We start from the raw sequence: 14,994 nt of genomic DNA, 5'->3' as shown, positions 1-14,994 counted from the left end.
TTTAATGAAGGGTGAATGCGAAGTTGAAAAATTCATTTGTTGAAAAAGTGGATAGATTTGCAAAGCAGCATGATGTATTAGAGGAACATTCGACCATTGTTGTAGGAGTTTCAGGAGGGCCCGACTCTTTAGCTCTACTATATTATTTGTTAGAAAAAAGAGAAGCAAAGAATTTAACAATTGTAGTCGCGCATGTAGATCATATGTTTAGAGGAGATGAATCCTACGAAGATTTACAATTTGTAGAAAATCTTTGCCATGAGCTTGGGATTCTTTGTGAAACGATAAGAATTAATGTTTCGCAATATCAACAGCAATATGGAAAGAATGCGCAGGTAGCTGCAAGGGAATGTCGATATGCATTTTTGGAAAGAATAATGAGGAAATATGATGCAGGGTATGTAGCGCTTGGTCATCATGGAGATGATCAAGTAGAAACGATTCTGATGCGTCTCGTGCGCGGGAGTACTCCGCAAGGATATGCTGGTATTGCTGTGAAACGCCCTTTTCATAATGGATATTTAATTAGGCCTTTATTGGCAGTGACAAAGGAAGAAATTTTAGATTACTGCGACAAGTTAGACATTATACCGCGTATAGATCCAAGTAATAAAAAAGAAGTATATACAAGAAATCGACTACGTAAGTATGTTTTGCCTTATTTAAAAGAAGAAAATCCTCAGGTGCATGAGCGATTTCAAAAATTTAGTCAGCTTATGCAAGAGGATGAGGCCTATTTGCAGGAATTAGCTTTTGAAAAGATGAATAAAGTAATTACAAAAAAAAGTGATAAATATCTTGTTTTATCAATTCCTGCCTTTGAATCCTTGTCTATGCCTTTACAAAGGAGAGGGATTCAACTAATATTAAACTATCTTTATGAATATAAGATTCCATCTTCGCTTTCTTCTATACATATTGACAAAGTAATTGCGTTTTTCAAACGAATACAACCATCAGGGTCACTAGATTTTCCAGAAGGTTTAAAAATTGTTCGTGCATATGAAGAATGCAGTTTCCGATTTAAACAAGAATTTGTTACCCCTTTTTCCGAAGTTTTATCCGTACCTGGTGCAGTTACATTAGCGAATGGAGATAAGCTTATAGCAGAAGTAATAGAGGAAATACCGAGTGACATGAATGAAATGATATTTGTCGCTAAGTATAATGATATATCATATCCTCTTTTGATTCGCTCTCGAGAAAATGGAGATCGCATGTCAATACAAGGTATGAGCGGTACAAAAAAGATAAAAACTATCTTTATCGAAGCGAAAGTACCAAAGGAAAAAAGAGAAGAGTGGCCGATTGTTTGTGATGCAAGTGGAAACATTATTTGGGTTCCCTTGTTGAAACGATCTGCATTTGCTATTTCGCAAAAAGTAGCAAACAAGGATAAATATATAATTATTCACTACAAAAGCAAGGAGTCTTCCGGGAGGATAATGAAATGATGAATCAAGATATTGAAAAAGTATTAATTTCTGAGGAGCAAATACAGGAAAAGGTGCGCGAACTAGGTGTGATCATTGCGGAGGAGTATAAGAATACAGTACCTCTTGCAATTGGTGTATTAAAAGGGGCAATGCCTTTTATGGCAGATCTATTAAAGAGAACAGATACATATCTTGAAATGGATTTTATGGCTGTATCTAGTTACGGTCATTCTACAGTTTCAACAGGTGAAGTGAAGATTTTGAAAGACCTTGATACTTCTGTAGAAGGTCGCGATATTTTAATCGTTGAAGATATTATTGATAGCGGTCTGACATTAAGCTACTTAGTAGATTTATTCAAATATCGCAAAGCAAAATCTGTAAAAATTATTACGCTTCTAGATAAGCCAACTGGTCGAAAAGTAGACCTTAAAGCGGATTATGTTGGATTTACTGTTCCGCATGAATTTGTTGTAGGCTACGGTTTAGATTATAAAGAGCAATATCGTAATCTGCCTTATGTAGGAGTATTAAAACCAAGCGTTTACTCAAATTAATCAAATACAGGCGTTATAATTGTATAGGAAAGTTTTTCTATGTTACGATTTACTATAGTGTTTATGCCGTGAGAGGAGGTTAGGAATGAATCGTATCTTCCGTAATACCATCTTTTATTTACTGATATTCTTAGTAGTAATTGGAATCGTGAGCTACTTCAATGGTTCAACGCAAAAAACGACTTCAGTTAGCTACGACAAATTCATTGCTAGACTTGAACAAGGTGAAGTGCGTAATGTGCAACTTCAACCAAAAAATGGTGTATTTGAAGTAAAAGGACAATTCGCTAACTCTAGTCAAGGTGAACAATTCGTTACTTATGCACCGAATACTGAGGAATTACAAAAGAAAATTAATGAGAAGGTGAAAGGGGTAGAAGTGAAGTATCAACCAGCAGAAGAAACAAGTGCTTGGGTGACGTTCTTTACTTCAATCATTCCGTTTGTTATTCTCTTCATTTTATTCTTCTTCTTACTAAACCAAGCGCAGGGCGGCGGTAGCCGTGTTATGAACTTCGGTAAAAGTAAGGCGAAGTTATACAATGACGAAAAGAAAAAAGTACGCTTCAGAGATGTAGCTGGAGCTGACGAAGAAAAGCAAGAACTTGTTGAGGTTGTTGAATTCTTGAAAGATCCTCGTAAGTTCGCTGAAGTAGGCGCTCGTATTCCGAAAGGGGTTCTATTAGTTGGACCTCCAGGTACTGGTAAAACATTGCTTGCGCGTGCCGTTGCAGGTGAAGCTGGCGTGCCGTTCTTCTCTATTAGTGGTTCTGATTTCGTAGAGATGTTCGTTGGTGTCGGTGCTTCTCGTGTACGTGACTTATTTGAAAATGCAAAGAAAAATGCACCTTGTATTATTTTCATCGATGAAATTGATGCAGTAGGTCGTCAACGTGGCGCGGGTCTTGGCGGTGGTCATGATGAGCGTGAACAAACGTTAAACCAACTTCTTGTAGAAATGGATGGATTCGGTGCAAATGAAGGTATTATTATCATCGCCGCGACAAACCGTCCAGATATTCTTGATCCAGCGTTATTACGTCCAGGACGTTTTGACCGCCAAATTACAGTGGATCGTCCAGATGTGAATGGACGTGAAGCAGTATTGAAAGTGCATGCTCGTAATAAACCGCTTGATGAAGATATCAACTTAAGAGCAATTGCAACTCGTACGCCAGGTTTCTCTGGTGCAGATCTTGAAAACTTATTAAACGAAGCGGCATTAGTGGCTGCGCGTCAAAATAAGAAGAAAATTGACATGTCTGATATTGATGAAGCAACGGATCGAGTTATTGCAGGTCCGGCTAAGAAAAGTCGTGTTATTTCTGAGAAAGAACGAAATATCGTTGCCTTCCACGAAGCAGGACACACTGTCATTGGTGTTGTGCTTGATGAGGCAGATATCGTTCATAAAGTAACAATTGTTCCTCGCGGTCAAGCTGGTGGATACGCAGTAATGCTTCCAAAAGAAGATCGTTACTTCATGACAAAACCAGAATTGCTTGATAAGATTACTGGTTTACTTGGTGGTCGAGTTGCCGAGGAAATTGTATTTGGTGAAGTAAGTACAGGAGCTCATAACGATTTCCAACGTGCAACTGGTATTGCTAGACGTATGGTAACAGAATTTGGTATGAGTGATAAGTTAGGCCCAATGCAATTTGGTAGTTCGCAGGGTGGTCAAGTATTCTTAGGAAGAGACTTCCATTCTGAGCAAAACTATAGTGATGCAATTGCACATCAAATTGATATGGAAATGCAAAGCATTATGAAAGAATGTTATGCTCGTGCAAAACAAATCCTGACTGAAAAACGAGATAAGCTTGATATTATCGCTAAAACGTTACTTGAAGTAGAAACGTTAGATGCAGAGCAAATCAATCATTTATATGAACATGGCACTTTACCTGAGCGTAAAAAATCATCTGAAAGTGATGTAAAGGTAAACATTACGATGAAAAAAGATGATGAAAATGCAGAGGATAAAGGTGAAACGAAGGAGTGACAATTGTCACTCCTTTTTATTTTGGATATGTGACCATACAGGTGCATATATTTTAAAATTGCTTATATTAAAAATTGAAATGATGAACAATCTTTTTGTAAAATGGGGAAGATGGAGAAGCCGACTATACGGGTATGTGTGATATGATGGCATTATAAGTTTTGTACATACTACACAAATATAGATTAAATAAGATAAGTGGTGAGAATATGATTTTTGTATTGGATGTAGGGAATACAAATGCGGTACTTGGTGTGTTTGAGGAAGGGAAACTTCGTCAGCATTGGCGTATGGAAACAGACCGTCATAAAACAGAAGATGAATATGGCATGCTGGTAAAGCAACTTCTTGAGCATGAAGGCCTTTCTTTTGGAGATATAAAAGGGATTATTGTTTCTTCTGTTGTACCACCGATTATGTTTGCTTTAGAGCGTATGTGTGAGAAGTATTTTAAAATCAAACCGCTTGTAGTAGGTCCAGGAATCAAAACAGGTTTAAATATAAAATATGAGAACCCGCGTGAAGTTGGGGCGGATCGCATTGTAAATGCTGTAGCTGGTATTCAATTATACGGAAGTCCACTTATTATTGTTGATTTTGGTACAGCTACTACATATTGCTATATTAACGAAGAAAAACATTATATGGGTGGTGTTATTACACCTGGAATTATGATTTCTGCAGAAGCTTTATATAGCCGAGCTGCCAAGCTTCCTCGTATTGAAATAACAAAACCAAGCAGCATTGTTGGTAAAAATACTGTAAGTGCAATGCAAGCGGGAATTCTTTATGGGTATGTTGGACAAGTAGAAGGTATTGTGAAGCGTATGAAAGAAGAAGCTAAACAAGAACCTACCGTAATTGCTACGGGAGGATTAGCAAAATTGATTGCTGAAGAATCTAATGTAATTGATATTGTCGATCCGTTTTTAACATTAAAAGGTTTATACATGTTATATGAACGTAATGCAAATTTACAACATGAGAAAGGTGAATAAATGATGAAAGATTATTTAGTAAAAGCGTTAGCGTTTGATGGAGAAGTTCGTGCATATAGTGTGCGTACAACAAATATGGTCAGTGAAGCGCAAAGACGACATGATACATGGAGAACAGCTTCTGCTGCACTTGGGCGTTCTTTAACAGCTGGTGCAATGATGGGGGCTATGTTAAAAGGGGAGCAAAAGCTAACAATTAAAGTAGAGGGGAATGGCCCGATTGGCCCGATTGTCATTGATGCGCATGCGAATGGTGATGTGCGCGGATATGTAACAAATCCGCATGTTGATTTTGAATCAACAGAACAAGGGAAATTAAGAGTATATCAAGCTGTAGGTACAGAAGGGAATGTAACGGTAATTAAAGATATCGGTATGCGTGAACCGTTTATTGGACAGTCTCCAATTGTATCAGGTGAATTAGGAGAAGACTTCACGTATTATTTTGCTGTCTCTGAACAAACTCCTTCTTCTGTAGGAGTTGGCGTTCTTGTGAATGGTGATGATAGTATATTAGCAGCGGGCGGTTTCATTTTGCAAATTATGCCGGGAGCTCAAGAAGAGACAATTTCATTTATTGAAGAGCGTCTACAAAAAATTCCTCCTGTTTCAACGATGATTGAAAAAGGCCTTTCTCCTGAAGGAATTTTAAATGAAGTATTAGGAGAAGAAAACGTAAAAGTGTTAGAAACGATGGATGTACAATTTAATTGTACATGTTCACGAGAGCGCATCGAAAGTGTACTGATTAGTTTAGGTAAAGCGGAATTAGAACAAATACGTGAGGAAAAAGAGGAAACTGAAGTACATTGTCATTTTTGCAATGAGCGATATAAATTTTCTAAAGACGATATTAAACATTTAATTGAAACACTATAATATAAGTAATATATATATGGATAACATGTTGTCTAAATAGATTGACAAATGAAGAATTTTCTGACAAGATATTAATATAGAGAAAACCAATAAAAATACTCGGTGTTAGGAGTGACAGGAATGCGAGTGGCACAATCAGTTTCAGAATTAATCGGGAAAACGCCGATCGTTAAGTTGAACCGCATCGTAGAGCAAGACAGTGCAGATATATATTTAAAATTAGAATTTATGAACCCTGGAAGTAGCGTGAAAGATCGTATTGCATTATCTATGATCGAAGCTGCTGAGAAAAAAGGTTCATTAAAAGAAGGCGATACAATCATTGAGCCAACAAGTGGTAACACAGGGATTGGCTTAGCGATGGTGGCAGCTGCAAAAGGATATAAAGCAATTTTAGTAATGCCGGAGACGATGAGTATAGAACGCCGTAATTTACTTCGTGCTTACGGGGCTGAATTGGTATTAACTCCAGGTCCAGAAGGAATGGGTGGCGCAATTCGTAAGGCGACTGAATTAGCAAAAGAGAATGGTTATTTCATGCCACAACAATTCCAAAATCCAGCAAACCCAGAAATTCATCGTTTCACAACAGGGCCAGAAATTGTTGAGCAGATGGGTGACCAATTAGATGCATTTATCGCAGGAATTGGTACTGGTGGTACAATTACAGGTGCTGGGGAAGTATTAAAAGAGACGTATAAAGGCATTAAAATTTATGCAGTCGAGCCAGCAGACTCTCCTGTACTATCGGGCGGAAAACCAGGTCCACATAAAATCCAAGGAATTGGAGCTGGATTTGTTCCGGAAACATTGGATGTAGAAATATATGATGAAATCATTCAAGTGAAGACAGAACAAGCATTTGAATATGCAAGAAAAGTAGCTCGTGAAGAAGGAATTTTAGTTGGTATTTCTTCAGGTGCTGTTATTTATGCTGCAACAGAAGTTGCGAAAAAACTTGGCAAAGGGAAAAAGGTTCTTGTAATCATTCCAAGTAACGGTGAACGCTATTTAAGCACCCCTCTTTACCAATTTGAATCATAATTTGTGTTGCTAGAAAAAAGCATTCCTGAAAAGGGATGCTTTTTTCTTTTGGAAATAGGAAAAGAGTGAATGACTAGAAAACTTCATGTAAAATAAGTAGTAAAGTTAATTTATTTTCATTAGCTCTCATGGATAAGTGTTTCATATCAGTTATTGGTGATTTGAGATGATTAGACTAGGGGAGTGGGATAAAAGAAGATGAGGTGTTGATATGCAGAAAAGGAAATCTTTGGCACTTTCTATTCCATATCATTTTGATTTCTTTAAGCAATATAAGTTTCTCTCTCAGAATAAGGCGCAACATATTTTATTAGAAAGTGGGCGCGGAGGTCGCTATAGTATTGTAGGGCTCGATCCTGTAGTGGTCATTCGTGGGAAGAATGAAACGTTGCATATAAGTGAAAACGGTAAGGAAACAATAGAATATGGGAATCCATTAAATTTAATGCAAAAATATATGGAGCAATGGAAAACAGATCACAATCCAGATTATCCACCATTTCAAGGGGGAGCAATCGGATATTTTAGTTATGATTGTATTCGTTATATTGAGAAATTGCCTTCAATTGCAAAGGATGATGTGGATATACCTGACATATTCTTTCTATTATTTGACGATGTGTTTGTATATGATCATCATGAAAAGGTATTATGGATTATTACGCATTATGTAGAGGAACGTGAAAATGCAGAACAACGCTTGAGAGACTGGGAAGAACGTTGGATGAAGGAAGCTCCTCAAGTGAAAATTCCATTTGAAAGCCCAACAAGCGAAAAAGAAGTTGTAGCTTTCACAGAAGAAGGATTTATACATGCGGTTGAGCGTATTCAAGAGTATATTGGAGCAGGAGATGTGTTTCAAGTGAACCTTTCCACAAGACAAGAAAAAACACTGCAAACACATCCTTTTGAAATTTATACAAGCTTAAGGGAAATTAATCCATCCCCATACATGGGGTACTTAGAACTTGGGGATTTTCAAATTGTGAGCGGATCACCGGAATTATTAATTAAAAAACAAGGAAATCAGGTGAGTACAAGACCGATTGCAGGAACGCGTTCTCGCGGGGATAATGAACAAGAAGATGAAAGATTAGCGAAGGAGCTAATTGAAAATGAAAAAGAACGTGCAGAACATGTAATGCTTGTTGACTTAGAACGGAATGACCTAGGAAGAGTTTCTGAATATGGGACAGTTGAAGTGGATGAATTTATGGTAATCGAAAAATACTCGCATGTTATGCATATTGTTTCAAATGTTCGCGGTATAGTGAGTGAAGATAAGGATGCTTTTGATTTAGTAAGAGCTGTATTTCCTGGTGGTACCATTACGGGAGCACCTAAAATACGTACGATGGAAATTATAGAAGAGTTAGAACCTGTAAGACGCGGTATTTATACAGGATCAATAGGGTGGATAGGGTACTCTGGAGATATGGAATTAAATATTGTGATTCGAACGTTGCTTGCAAAAGATGGTCAAGCATATGTACAAGCTGGAGCGGGAATTGTCATTGATTCAAGTCCGAAGAATGAATATAAAGAATCGTTAAAAAAAGCAATCGCTTTATGGCGTGCGAAAGAACGTAGCGAAGAAACGGTTAGGTGAGAGAAATGATATTAATGATCGATAATTATGATTCTTTTACATTTAATTTAGTACAGTTTCTTGGAGAGCTTGGACAAGAACTTGTCGTAAAGCGTAATGATGAAATTACCATTGCGGATATTGAGAATATGAGACCTGATTTTTTAATGATTTCACCTGGTCCTTGTAGCCCGAATGAAGCTGGTATTAGCATGGCGGTTATTAAACATTTTGCTGGAAAAATTCCTATTTTCGGTGTGTGTTTAGGGCATCAATCAATTGCACAAGTATTTGGAGGAGAAGTCGTTCGTGCGGAACGTTTCATGCACGGGAAAACCTCACAAATGTATCATGATGAAAAAACGATCTTTTCTGAAATTCCCAATCCGTTTACAGCAACTCGTTATCATTCCTTAATTGTAAAGAAAGAGACATTGCCTGAATGTTTAGAAGTAACTTCTTGGACAGAAGAAGGAGAGATTATGGCGCTTCGTCACAAGACATTGCCGATTGAAGGTGTGCAGTTTCATCCGGAATCGATAATGACTTCTCATGGGAAAGAGCTATTGGAAAACTTTATTCAGAAATATAGCTCGAGTGAAGTGTTATGTTAATTTATGTGAATGGTACATATGTAGAAGATACGGAAGCGAAAATCTCTCCGTATGATCACGGATACTTGTATGGGCTTGGTGTTTTTGAGACATTTCGTATTTATAATGGGCATCCGTTTCTACTAGATGATCATTATGAACGTTTACTGGCTGCTCTGGCTGCTCTGCAAATCGAATGGGATATGACGAAAGAAGATATACTTACTATCCTTAAAGAGTTGCTTTTAAGGAACGGATTCAAGCATGCTTATATTCGTTTTAATGTATCAGCTGGTATAGATGAAATAGGATTACAAACAGGCGTATACAAAAATCCATCTGTCATTGTATTTATCAAACCTTTAACTCCTCCAGATATAGTGATAGAAAAGGAAGGGGTTATTTTAAAACAGGTGCGAAATACACCAGAGGGAGATTTCCGTTTGAAATCGCATCATTATTTAAATAATATTTTAGGAAAACGTGAAATTGGAAATGCAGTGAATAGAGAAGGGATCTTCTTTACGAAGGAAGGTTACGTAGCAGAAGGGATTGTGTCAAATATTTTCTTTGTAAAAGAAGGGGCTTTATATACACCTTCTCTTCATACAGGAATTCTAAATGGAATTACTCGTGCATTTATTATAAAGGTTGTTCAAACGCTAAATATAAAAGTAAAAGAAGGTTTGTTTACAAAAGAGGAATTACTTACAGCGGAAGAAGTGTTTGTAACAAATTCGATTCAAGAAATTGTGCCGCTTCTCCATATAGAAGGAAGAGATTTCCCGGGGAAAGAGGGAGAGATTACAAAAAAATTAATTGGTGCATATGAGATGCATAGAGAGAATCTTTGGAGCAGAAATGAATTATAGAGGGGAGATATAGAACTTGAAATGGAACTATGATTTGCGCTGTGGTGAATATACATTAAATTTAAATGAAAAAACATTAGTCATGGGGATTTTGAATGTAACACCAGATTCATTCTCTGATGGCGGAAGTTATAATGAATTAGAAACGGCTGTTCGCCATGCGAAGGAAATGGTGATTTCTGGTGCGGATTTAATTGATATAGGTGGAGAATCAACGCGTCCAGGTTTTGCAAAAGTTTCAGTAGAAGAGGAATTAGCACGTGTATTACCCGTTATACAAGCTGTTTCGAAGAAAGCGAATGTGCCTATTTCTATTGATACTTATAAAGCGGAAGTAGCAAAGCAGGCTATTGAAGCTGGAGCTCACATTATTAATGATATTTGGGGAGCGAAAGCGGAGCCGAAAATCGCAGAAGTAGCAGCTCACTATGATGTACCGATTATTTTAATGCACAATCGCGATCATACAAATTATCGTAATGTAATGCCCGATATGATTGCAGATTTATATGAGAGTGTTAAGATTGCGAAAAATGCAGGTGTACGCGATGAAAATATTATTTTAGATCCAGGTATTGGTTTTGCTAAAACACCTGAACAAAATTTGGAAGTTATGCGTAATTTAGAGCAATTGAATGTATTAGGGTATCCGGTTCTTCTTGCAACTTCAAGGAAGTCTTTTATCGGACATGTTTTAGATTTACCGGTAGAAGAGCGTGTTGAAGGAACAGGGGCATCAATTTGTCTTGGGATTGCTAAAGGTTGTGAAATGATTCGTGTTCATGATGTGAAGGAAATGGCCCGTATGGCAAAGATGATGGATGCAATGATTGGTAAGGGGGGAAAGTGATTGGATAAAATTTATATCCATGACATGGAATTTTACGGCTATCACGGGGTATTCCCGGAAGAGAATAAATTAGGACAAAGATTTAAAGTAGATTTAACGGTAGAGCTAGATTTAAAAAAAGCTGGTGAAAGTGACGACTTAGAGCATTCTGTCAATTATGGGGAGCTTTTTGAACTGTGTAGACGGATTGTAGAAGAACGAACATATAAACTTGTGGAAAGTATAGCGGAAAATATAGCCGCAAATATATTGGAACAGTATGGAAGTGTGATGCGCTGCACAGTAAAGGTCATTAAACCTGATCCTCCCATACCAGGACATTATCGTTCTGTAGCGGTAGAAATAACGAGAGAACAAACATGAAAAATACAGTTTATATTGCTTTAGGATCAAATATTGGTGATCGCTATACGTATTTAACACAAGCAATCGATTTATTGGATAAGAATTCTGATATTCAAGTGGAAGCTGTTTCTTCAATCTATGAAACAGACCCAGTGGGATATACAGATCAAAATCGCTTTTTAAATGTAGTCATAAAAATTTCTACCAATTTATTGCCGCAAGAACTATTAACAGTAACACAAAAGATTGAGAATGATTTAGGAAGAAAAAGGGAAATGAGATGGGGTCCACGGACCATCGACCTTGACATTCTACTTTATAATCAAGACAATATTGAAGCAGAGAATCTTATTGTTCCGCATCCGCGGATGTTTGAAAGAGCTTTTGTTATCGTTCCGTTGTTAGAAATTAATCAAGATATAGAACAAAATATTTCACGTTCACAAGTAGAAGAAATGAAAAGGCGAGAGGGAGTAACGGTATGGAAGCAGAAAAATGGGGAAGACGCATTCGTGCTTTTCGGAAGTTGAAAGGTTATACGCAAGAAAGTTTTGCGAAAGAATTAGGGGTATCTGTATCAGTTTTAGGAGAGGTTGAGAGAGGGAATAGATCACCTTCTCAAGATTTTGTTGTAGAAGTTGCAAAGACATTGAACATTTCAATAGATGAGTTAATGCCAAAGTAAGGATAAAGAAAGGGGCTAGTCGAGTGTTAAAGATTGCAAACATTGAGATGAAGAACCCAGTGGTACTAGCACCGATGGCGGGAGTATGTAATTCTGCATTCCGTTTAACAGTTAAGGAATTTGGTGCGGGATTGGTATGTGCTGAAATGGTAAGTGACAAGGCCATTTTACTTAATAATAAAAGAACATTAGATATGTTATATATTGATGAGAGAGAAAAGCCGTTAAGTCTACAAATTTTCGGCGGCGAGAAAGAGACACTTGTTGATGCCGCAAAATATGTAGATCAAAATACAACAGCGGATATTATTGATATTAATATGGGATGTCCAGTTCCGAAAATTACAAAATGTGATGCGGGGGCGAAGTGGCTTTTAGACCCGAATAAAATATATGAAATGGTAGCAGCAGTTGTTGATGCGGTTGAAAAACCAGTTACGGTTAAAATGCGTATTGGCTGGGATGAAGATCATATCTTCGCAATTGAAAATGCTAGAGCCGTTGAACGTGCAGGGGGTCAAGCTGTAGCGGTTCATGGACGCACACGTGTTCAAATGTATGAGGGTAAAGCGGATTGGGATATTATTAAACAAGTGAAACAAGCGGTAAATATTCCTGTTATCGGTAATGGTGATGTGGAAACTCCGCAAGATGCTAAGCGTATGCTAGATGAAGTTGGTGTAGATGGAGTTATGATCGGTCGTGCGGCGCTTGGAAATCCATGGATGATTTATCGTACTGTGAAGTATTTAGAAACTGGGGAATTAATGCCAGAACCAACAGCGCGTGAGAAAATTGATGTATGTATGCTGCACTTAGATCGTCTCATCGATTTAAAGAATGAAAATGTTGCAGTACGCGAGATGAGGAAGCATGCAGCTTGGTATTTAAAAGGTGTTCGTGGAAATGCGCGAGTACGCAATGGGATCAATGCTTGTAATACTCGTGAAGATCTTGCTTCGCTATTAGGTGCATTTGTAGAAGAAGTAGAAGCGAAACAAGAAAATATTCATATCGGTTAAGAAGCGAGAGGGAATGATTGACATTCTTTCTTTTGCTTCCTATAATTACGTGAAAGAAAGAAGAACTGTCAGTTACTTACTGGCAGTTTTTCTAGTTGGATAGAAAATGATATACTGTATATATTGTAAAATTAAATAGAGCTGGAGTGATATCAATACCATGGATAACATGAACCACGAAGAATTAAACGACCAATTACTTGTTCGTCGTGAGAAACTACATAACTTACGTGAGCAAGGTATCGATCCATTTGGTAAACGTTTTGAACGTACACATTCATCAAAAGAGTTACTGAGCTTGTATGAAGAGTTATCTAAAGAAGAATTAGAGGAAAAAGCAATTTCTGTTTCTATCGCTGGGCGCATTATGACAAAACGCGGTAAAGGGAAAGCTGGTTTTGCACATATTCAAGATTTACATGGACAAGTTCAAATTTACGTTCGTAAGGATGCTGTTGGAGATGAAGAATATGAATTGTTTAAAACAGCTGACTTAGGTGACTTAGTAGGAGTTGAAGGGAAAGTTTTCAAAACAAATGTTGGAGAACTTTCTGTAAAAGCAACATCATTTACATTATTAACGAAATCTCTTCGTCCACTTCCGGATAAATACCATGGATTGAAAGATATTGAGCAACGTTATCGTCAACGTTACTTAGATTTAATCACAAGTATGGAGAGTCGCGAAACATTTGTTACTCGCAGTAAAATCATCCGTGAAATGAGAAGATACTTAGATGATAATGGCTATCTTGAAGTAGAAACACCAATGATGCATGCAATTGCAGGTGGTGCATCTGCTCGTCCGTTCATTACGCATCATAATGCATTAGATATGGAATTATATATGCGTATTGCAATTGAGTTGCATTTAAAACGTCTTATTGTAGGTGGCCTAGAAAAAGTATATGAAATTGGCCGTGTTTTCCGTAATGAAGGTGTATCAACACGTCATAATCCGGAATTTACAATGATTGAATTATATGAAGCGTATGCTGACTATAAAGATATTATGAAACTAACAGAAAATATGATTGCTCATATTGCGAAACAAGTGTTGGGTACAACAACAATTCAATATGGTGAACATGAAATTAATTTAGAGCCAGAATGGACACGTCTTCATATGGTGGATGCAATTAAACAATATTGTGGAGTGGACTTCTGGAAACCAATGAGCGTGGAAGAAGCACGTGCATTAGCGAAAGAACATGATGTAGAAATTAAAGATACAATGGAAGTTGGTCACATTATTAACGAATTCTTTGAACAAAAAGTAGAAGAAAAGTTAATTCAACCTACATTTATCTACGGTCATCCAGTAGAAATTTCGCCTCTTGCGAAAAAGAACGATGAGGATTCACGATTTACAGATCGTTTTGAACTATTCATTGTTGCTCGCGAACATGCAAATGCATTTACTGAATTAAATGACCCAATCGATCAGAAAGAACGTTTTGAAGCTCAATTAAAAGAGCGTGAACAAGGAAATGATGAGGCGCATATGATGGACGATGATTATATCGAAGCTCTTGAATATGGTATGCCTCCTACTGGTGGATTAGGTATCGGTATTGATCGCCTTGTTATGTTATTAACAAATGCACCATCTATCCGTGATGTATTGTTATTCCCTACAATGCGTCATAAACAAGACTAAGCTTTGGAGATTTCTCCAAAGCTTTTTTTTAATCCTACTATTTATAGTGAGCAAGATCTCCTATCTTAAGATTTAAAAAAACGAAGAAGATAGAGGGGAATGATTCAAGTTTCACTTTATGAGAAAGGTATTTTTATATAGTGTATTAGTATTGATTTCATACTTTTTTATTAGGTTAAAAATTTTATTAAAAAAACTATTGCATTTTAATAACCGAACTGGTATATTTATATTCGTTGTCACGAGAGACAACGCAAGAAACAAAAAAGAAAACAACTTTTAAATAAAAAAAGTTGTTGACGAAAATGTAACGAAATGTTATATTAATAAAGTCGCTTCTGCGGCAAATGAGTTCTTTGAAAACTGAACGAAACAAACAACGTGAAACGTCAATTTTTATTTATGATGCTAGACAAACTTTATTGGAGAGTTTGATCCTGGCTCAGGATGAACGCTGGCG

At 37.1% G+C, this 14,994-nt stretch carries 15 protein-coding genes; all 15 read left to right on the top strand.

Features of this window, described 5'->3' with window-relative positions; all coding sequences use genetic code 11:
• The first annotated feature begins 23 nt into the window (after positions 1–23).
• The 15 genes from tilS (at position 24) to lysS (ending at position 14,534) form a co-directional block, all read left to right on the top strand.
• Entirely contained in the window at positions 24–1,454 is a 1,431-nt protein-coding gene (gene tilS, locus MR063_RS19990; RefSeq protein WP_242201004.1) for a tRNA lysidine(34) synthetase TilS, read from the top strand.
• Positions 1,451–1,993 (top strand): hypoxanthine phosphoribosyltransferase, encoded by a 543-nt coding sequence (hpt, locus tag MR063_RS19985; RefSeq protein WP_242201002.1) that lies wholly within the window; start codon positions 1,451–1,453, stop codon positions 1,991–1,993. The genes tilS and hpt overlap by 4 nt, the downstream gene beginning before the upstream one ends.
• A gap of 85 nt (positions 1,994–2,078) precedes the next feature.
• Complete coding sequence (gene ftsH / locus MR063_RS19980) at positions 2,079–3,998, top strand: ATP-dependent zinc metalloprotease FtsH (protein ID WP_242145717.1); 1,920 nt, start codon at positions 2,079–2,081, stop codon at positions 3,996–3,998.
• A gap of 209 nt (positions 3,999–4,207) precedes the next feature.
• Entirely contained in the window at positions 4,208–4,996 is a 789-nt protein-coding gene (locus MR063_RS19975; RefSeq protein ID WP_242145718.1) for a type III pantothenate kinase, read from the top strand.
• A gap of 3 nt (positions 4,997–4,999) precedes the next feature.
• Positions 5,000–5,875 carry an Hsp33 family molecular chaperone HslO gene (hslO, locus tag MR063_RS19970; RefSeq protein ID WP_242201001.1) on the top strand — a complete coding sequence of 292 codons (876 nt, stop codon included), beginning with the start codon at positions 5,000–5,002 and terminating at the stop codon, positions 5,873–5,875.
• Positions 5,876–5,995: 120 nt separating this feature from the next.
• Positions 5,996–6,919, top strand: coding sequence for a cysteine synthase A (gene cysK, locus MR063_RS19965; protein ID WP_242201000.1), 924 nt, complete (start codon positions 5,996–5,998; stop codon positions 6,917–6,919).
• A gap of 211 nt (positions 6,920–7,130) precedes the next feature.
• On the top strand, positions 7,131–8,528 hold the full coding sequence (gene trpE, locus MR063_RS19960; protein ID WP_242200999.1) for an anthranilate synthase component I: 1,398 nt from the start codon (positions 7,131–7,133) through the stop codon (positions 8,526–8,528).
• Positions 8,529–8,533: 5 nt separating this feature from the next.
• On the top strand, positions 8,534–9,121 hold the full coding sequence (pabA, locus tag MR063_RS19955) for an aminodeoxychorismate/anthranilate synthase component II (RefSeq protein WP_242200998.1): 588 nt from the start codon (positions 8,534–8,536) through the stop codon (positions 9,119–9,121).
• Positions 9,115–9,972 (top strand): aminodeoxychorismate lyase, encoded by an 858-nt coding sequence (gene pabC / locus MR063_RS19950; protein WP_242200997.1) that lies wholly within the window; start codon positions 9,115–9,117, stop codon positions 9,970–9,972. The genes pabA and pabC overlap by 7 nt, the downstream gene beginning before the upstream one ends.
• Positions 9,973–9,988: 16 nt before the next feature.
• Positions 9,989–10,822, top strand: a complete 834-nt coding sequence (folP, locus tag MR063_RS19945) for a dihydropteroate synthase (protein WP_242200996.1) — start codon at positions 9,989–9,991, stop codon at positions 10,820–10,822.
• Positions 10,823–11,185 carry a dihydroneopterin aldolase gene (folB, locus tag MR063_RS19940; RefSeq protein WP_242200995.1) on the top strand — a complete coding sequence of 121 codons (363 nt, stop codon included), beginning with the start codon at positions 10,823–10,825 and terminating at the stop codon, positions 11,183–11,185.
• On the top strand, positions 11,182–11,697 hold the full coding sequence (gene folK / locus MR063_RS19935; protein ID WP_242200994.1) for a 2-amino-4-hydroxy-6-hydroxymethyldihydropteridine diphosphokinase: 516 nt from the start codon (positions 11,182–11,184) through the stop codon (positions 11,695–11,697). Before folB ends, folK begins: the two co-directional genes overlap by 4 nt.
• Positions 11,649–11,852 (top strand): helix-turn-helix domain-containing protein, encoded by a 204-nt coding sequence (locus MR063_RS19930; protein ID WP_041809355.1) that lies wholly within the window; start codon positions 11,649–11,651, stop codon positions 11,850–11,852. The genes folK and MR063_RS19930 overlap by 49 nt, the downstream gene beginning before the upstream one ends.
• Positions 11,853–11,875: 23 nt before the next feature.
• Entirely contained in the window at positions 11,876–12,874 is a 999-nt protein-coding gene (gene dusB, locus MR063_RS19925) for a tRNA dihydrouridine synthase DusB (protein WP_242200992.1), read from the top strand.
• Positions 12,875–13,034: 160 nt separating this feature from the next.
• Positions 13,035–14,534 (top strand): lysine--tRNA ligase, encoded by a 1,500-nt coding sequence (lysS, locus tag MR063_RS19920; RefSeq protein ID WP_242200991.1) that lies wholly within the window; start codon positions 13,035–13,037, stop codon positions 14,532–14,534.
• Positions 14,535–14,994 lie beyond the last annotated feature (460 nt).

This window comes from Bacillus cereus group sp. BfR-BA-01492 (genome assembly GCF_022662815.1).
Lineage (GTDB): Bacteria > Bacillota > Bacilli > Bacillales > Bacillaceae_G > Bacillus_A > Bacillus_A cereus_BD.
Note: the sequence above shows the minus strand (reverse complement) of the source record. Positions and strands in the feature narration are given on the sequence as shown.

What these genes read in the sequence shown, in the direction of transcription:
- pabA (WP_242200998.1), top strand. Translation starts at nt 8,534, where the DNA reads ATGATATTAATGATCGATAATTATGATTCTTTTACATTTAATTTAGTA.
- folK (WP_242200994.1), top strand. Translation starts at nt 11,182, where the DNA reads ATGAAAAATACAGTTTATATTGCTTTAGGATCAAATATTGGTGATCGC.
- MR063_RS19930 (WP_041809355.1), top strand. Translation starts at nt 11,649, where the DNA reads ATGGAAGCAGAAAAATGGGGAAGACGCATTCGTGCTTTTCGGAAGTTG.
- cysK (WP_242201000.1), top strand. Translation starts at nt 5,996, where the DNA reads ATGCGAGTGGCACAATCAGTTTCAGAATTAATCGGGAAAACGCCGATC.
- lysS (WP_242200991.1), top strand. Translation starts at nt 13,035, where the DNA reads ATGGATAACATGAACCACGAAGAATTAAACGACCAATTACTTGTTCGT.
- hpt (WP_242201002.1), top strand. Translation starts at nt 1,451, where the DNA reads ATGATGAATCAAGATATTGAAAAAGTATTAATTTCTGAGGAGCAAATA.
- pabC (WP_242200997.1), top strand. Translation starts at nt 9,115, where the DNA reads ATGTTAATTTATGTGAATGGTACATATGTAGAAGATACGGAAGCGAAA.
- MR063_RS19975 (WP_242145718.1), top strand. Translation starts at nt 4,208, where the DNA reads ATGATTTTTGTATTGGATGTAGGGAATACAAATGCGGTACTTGGTGTG.
- ftsH (WP_242145717.1), top strand. Translation starts at nt 2,079, where the DNA reads ATGAATCGTATCTTCCGTAATACCATCTTTTATTTACTGATATTCTTA.
- trpE (WP_242200999.1), top strand. Translation starts at nt 7,131, where the DNA reads ATGCAGAAAAGGAAATCTTTGGCACTTTCTATTCCATATCATTTTGAT.
- hslO (WP_242201001.1), top strand. Translation starts at nt 5,000, where the DNA reads ATGAAAGATTATTTAGTAAAAGCGTTAGCGTTTGATGGAGAAGTTCGT.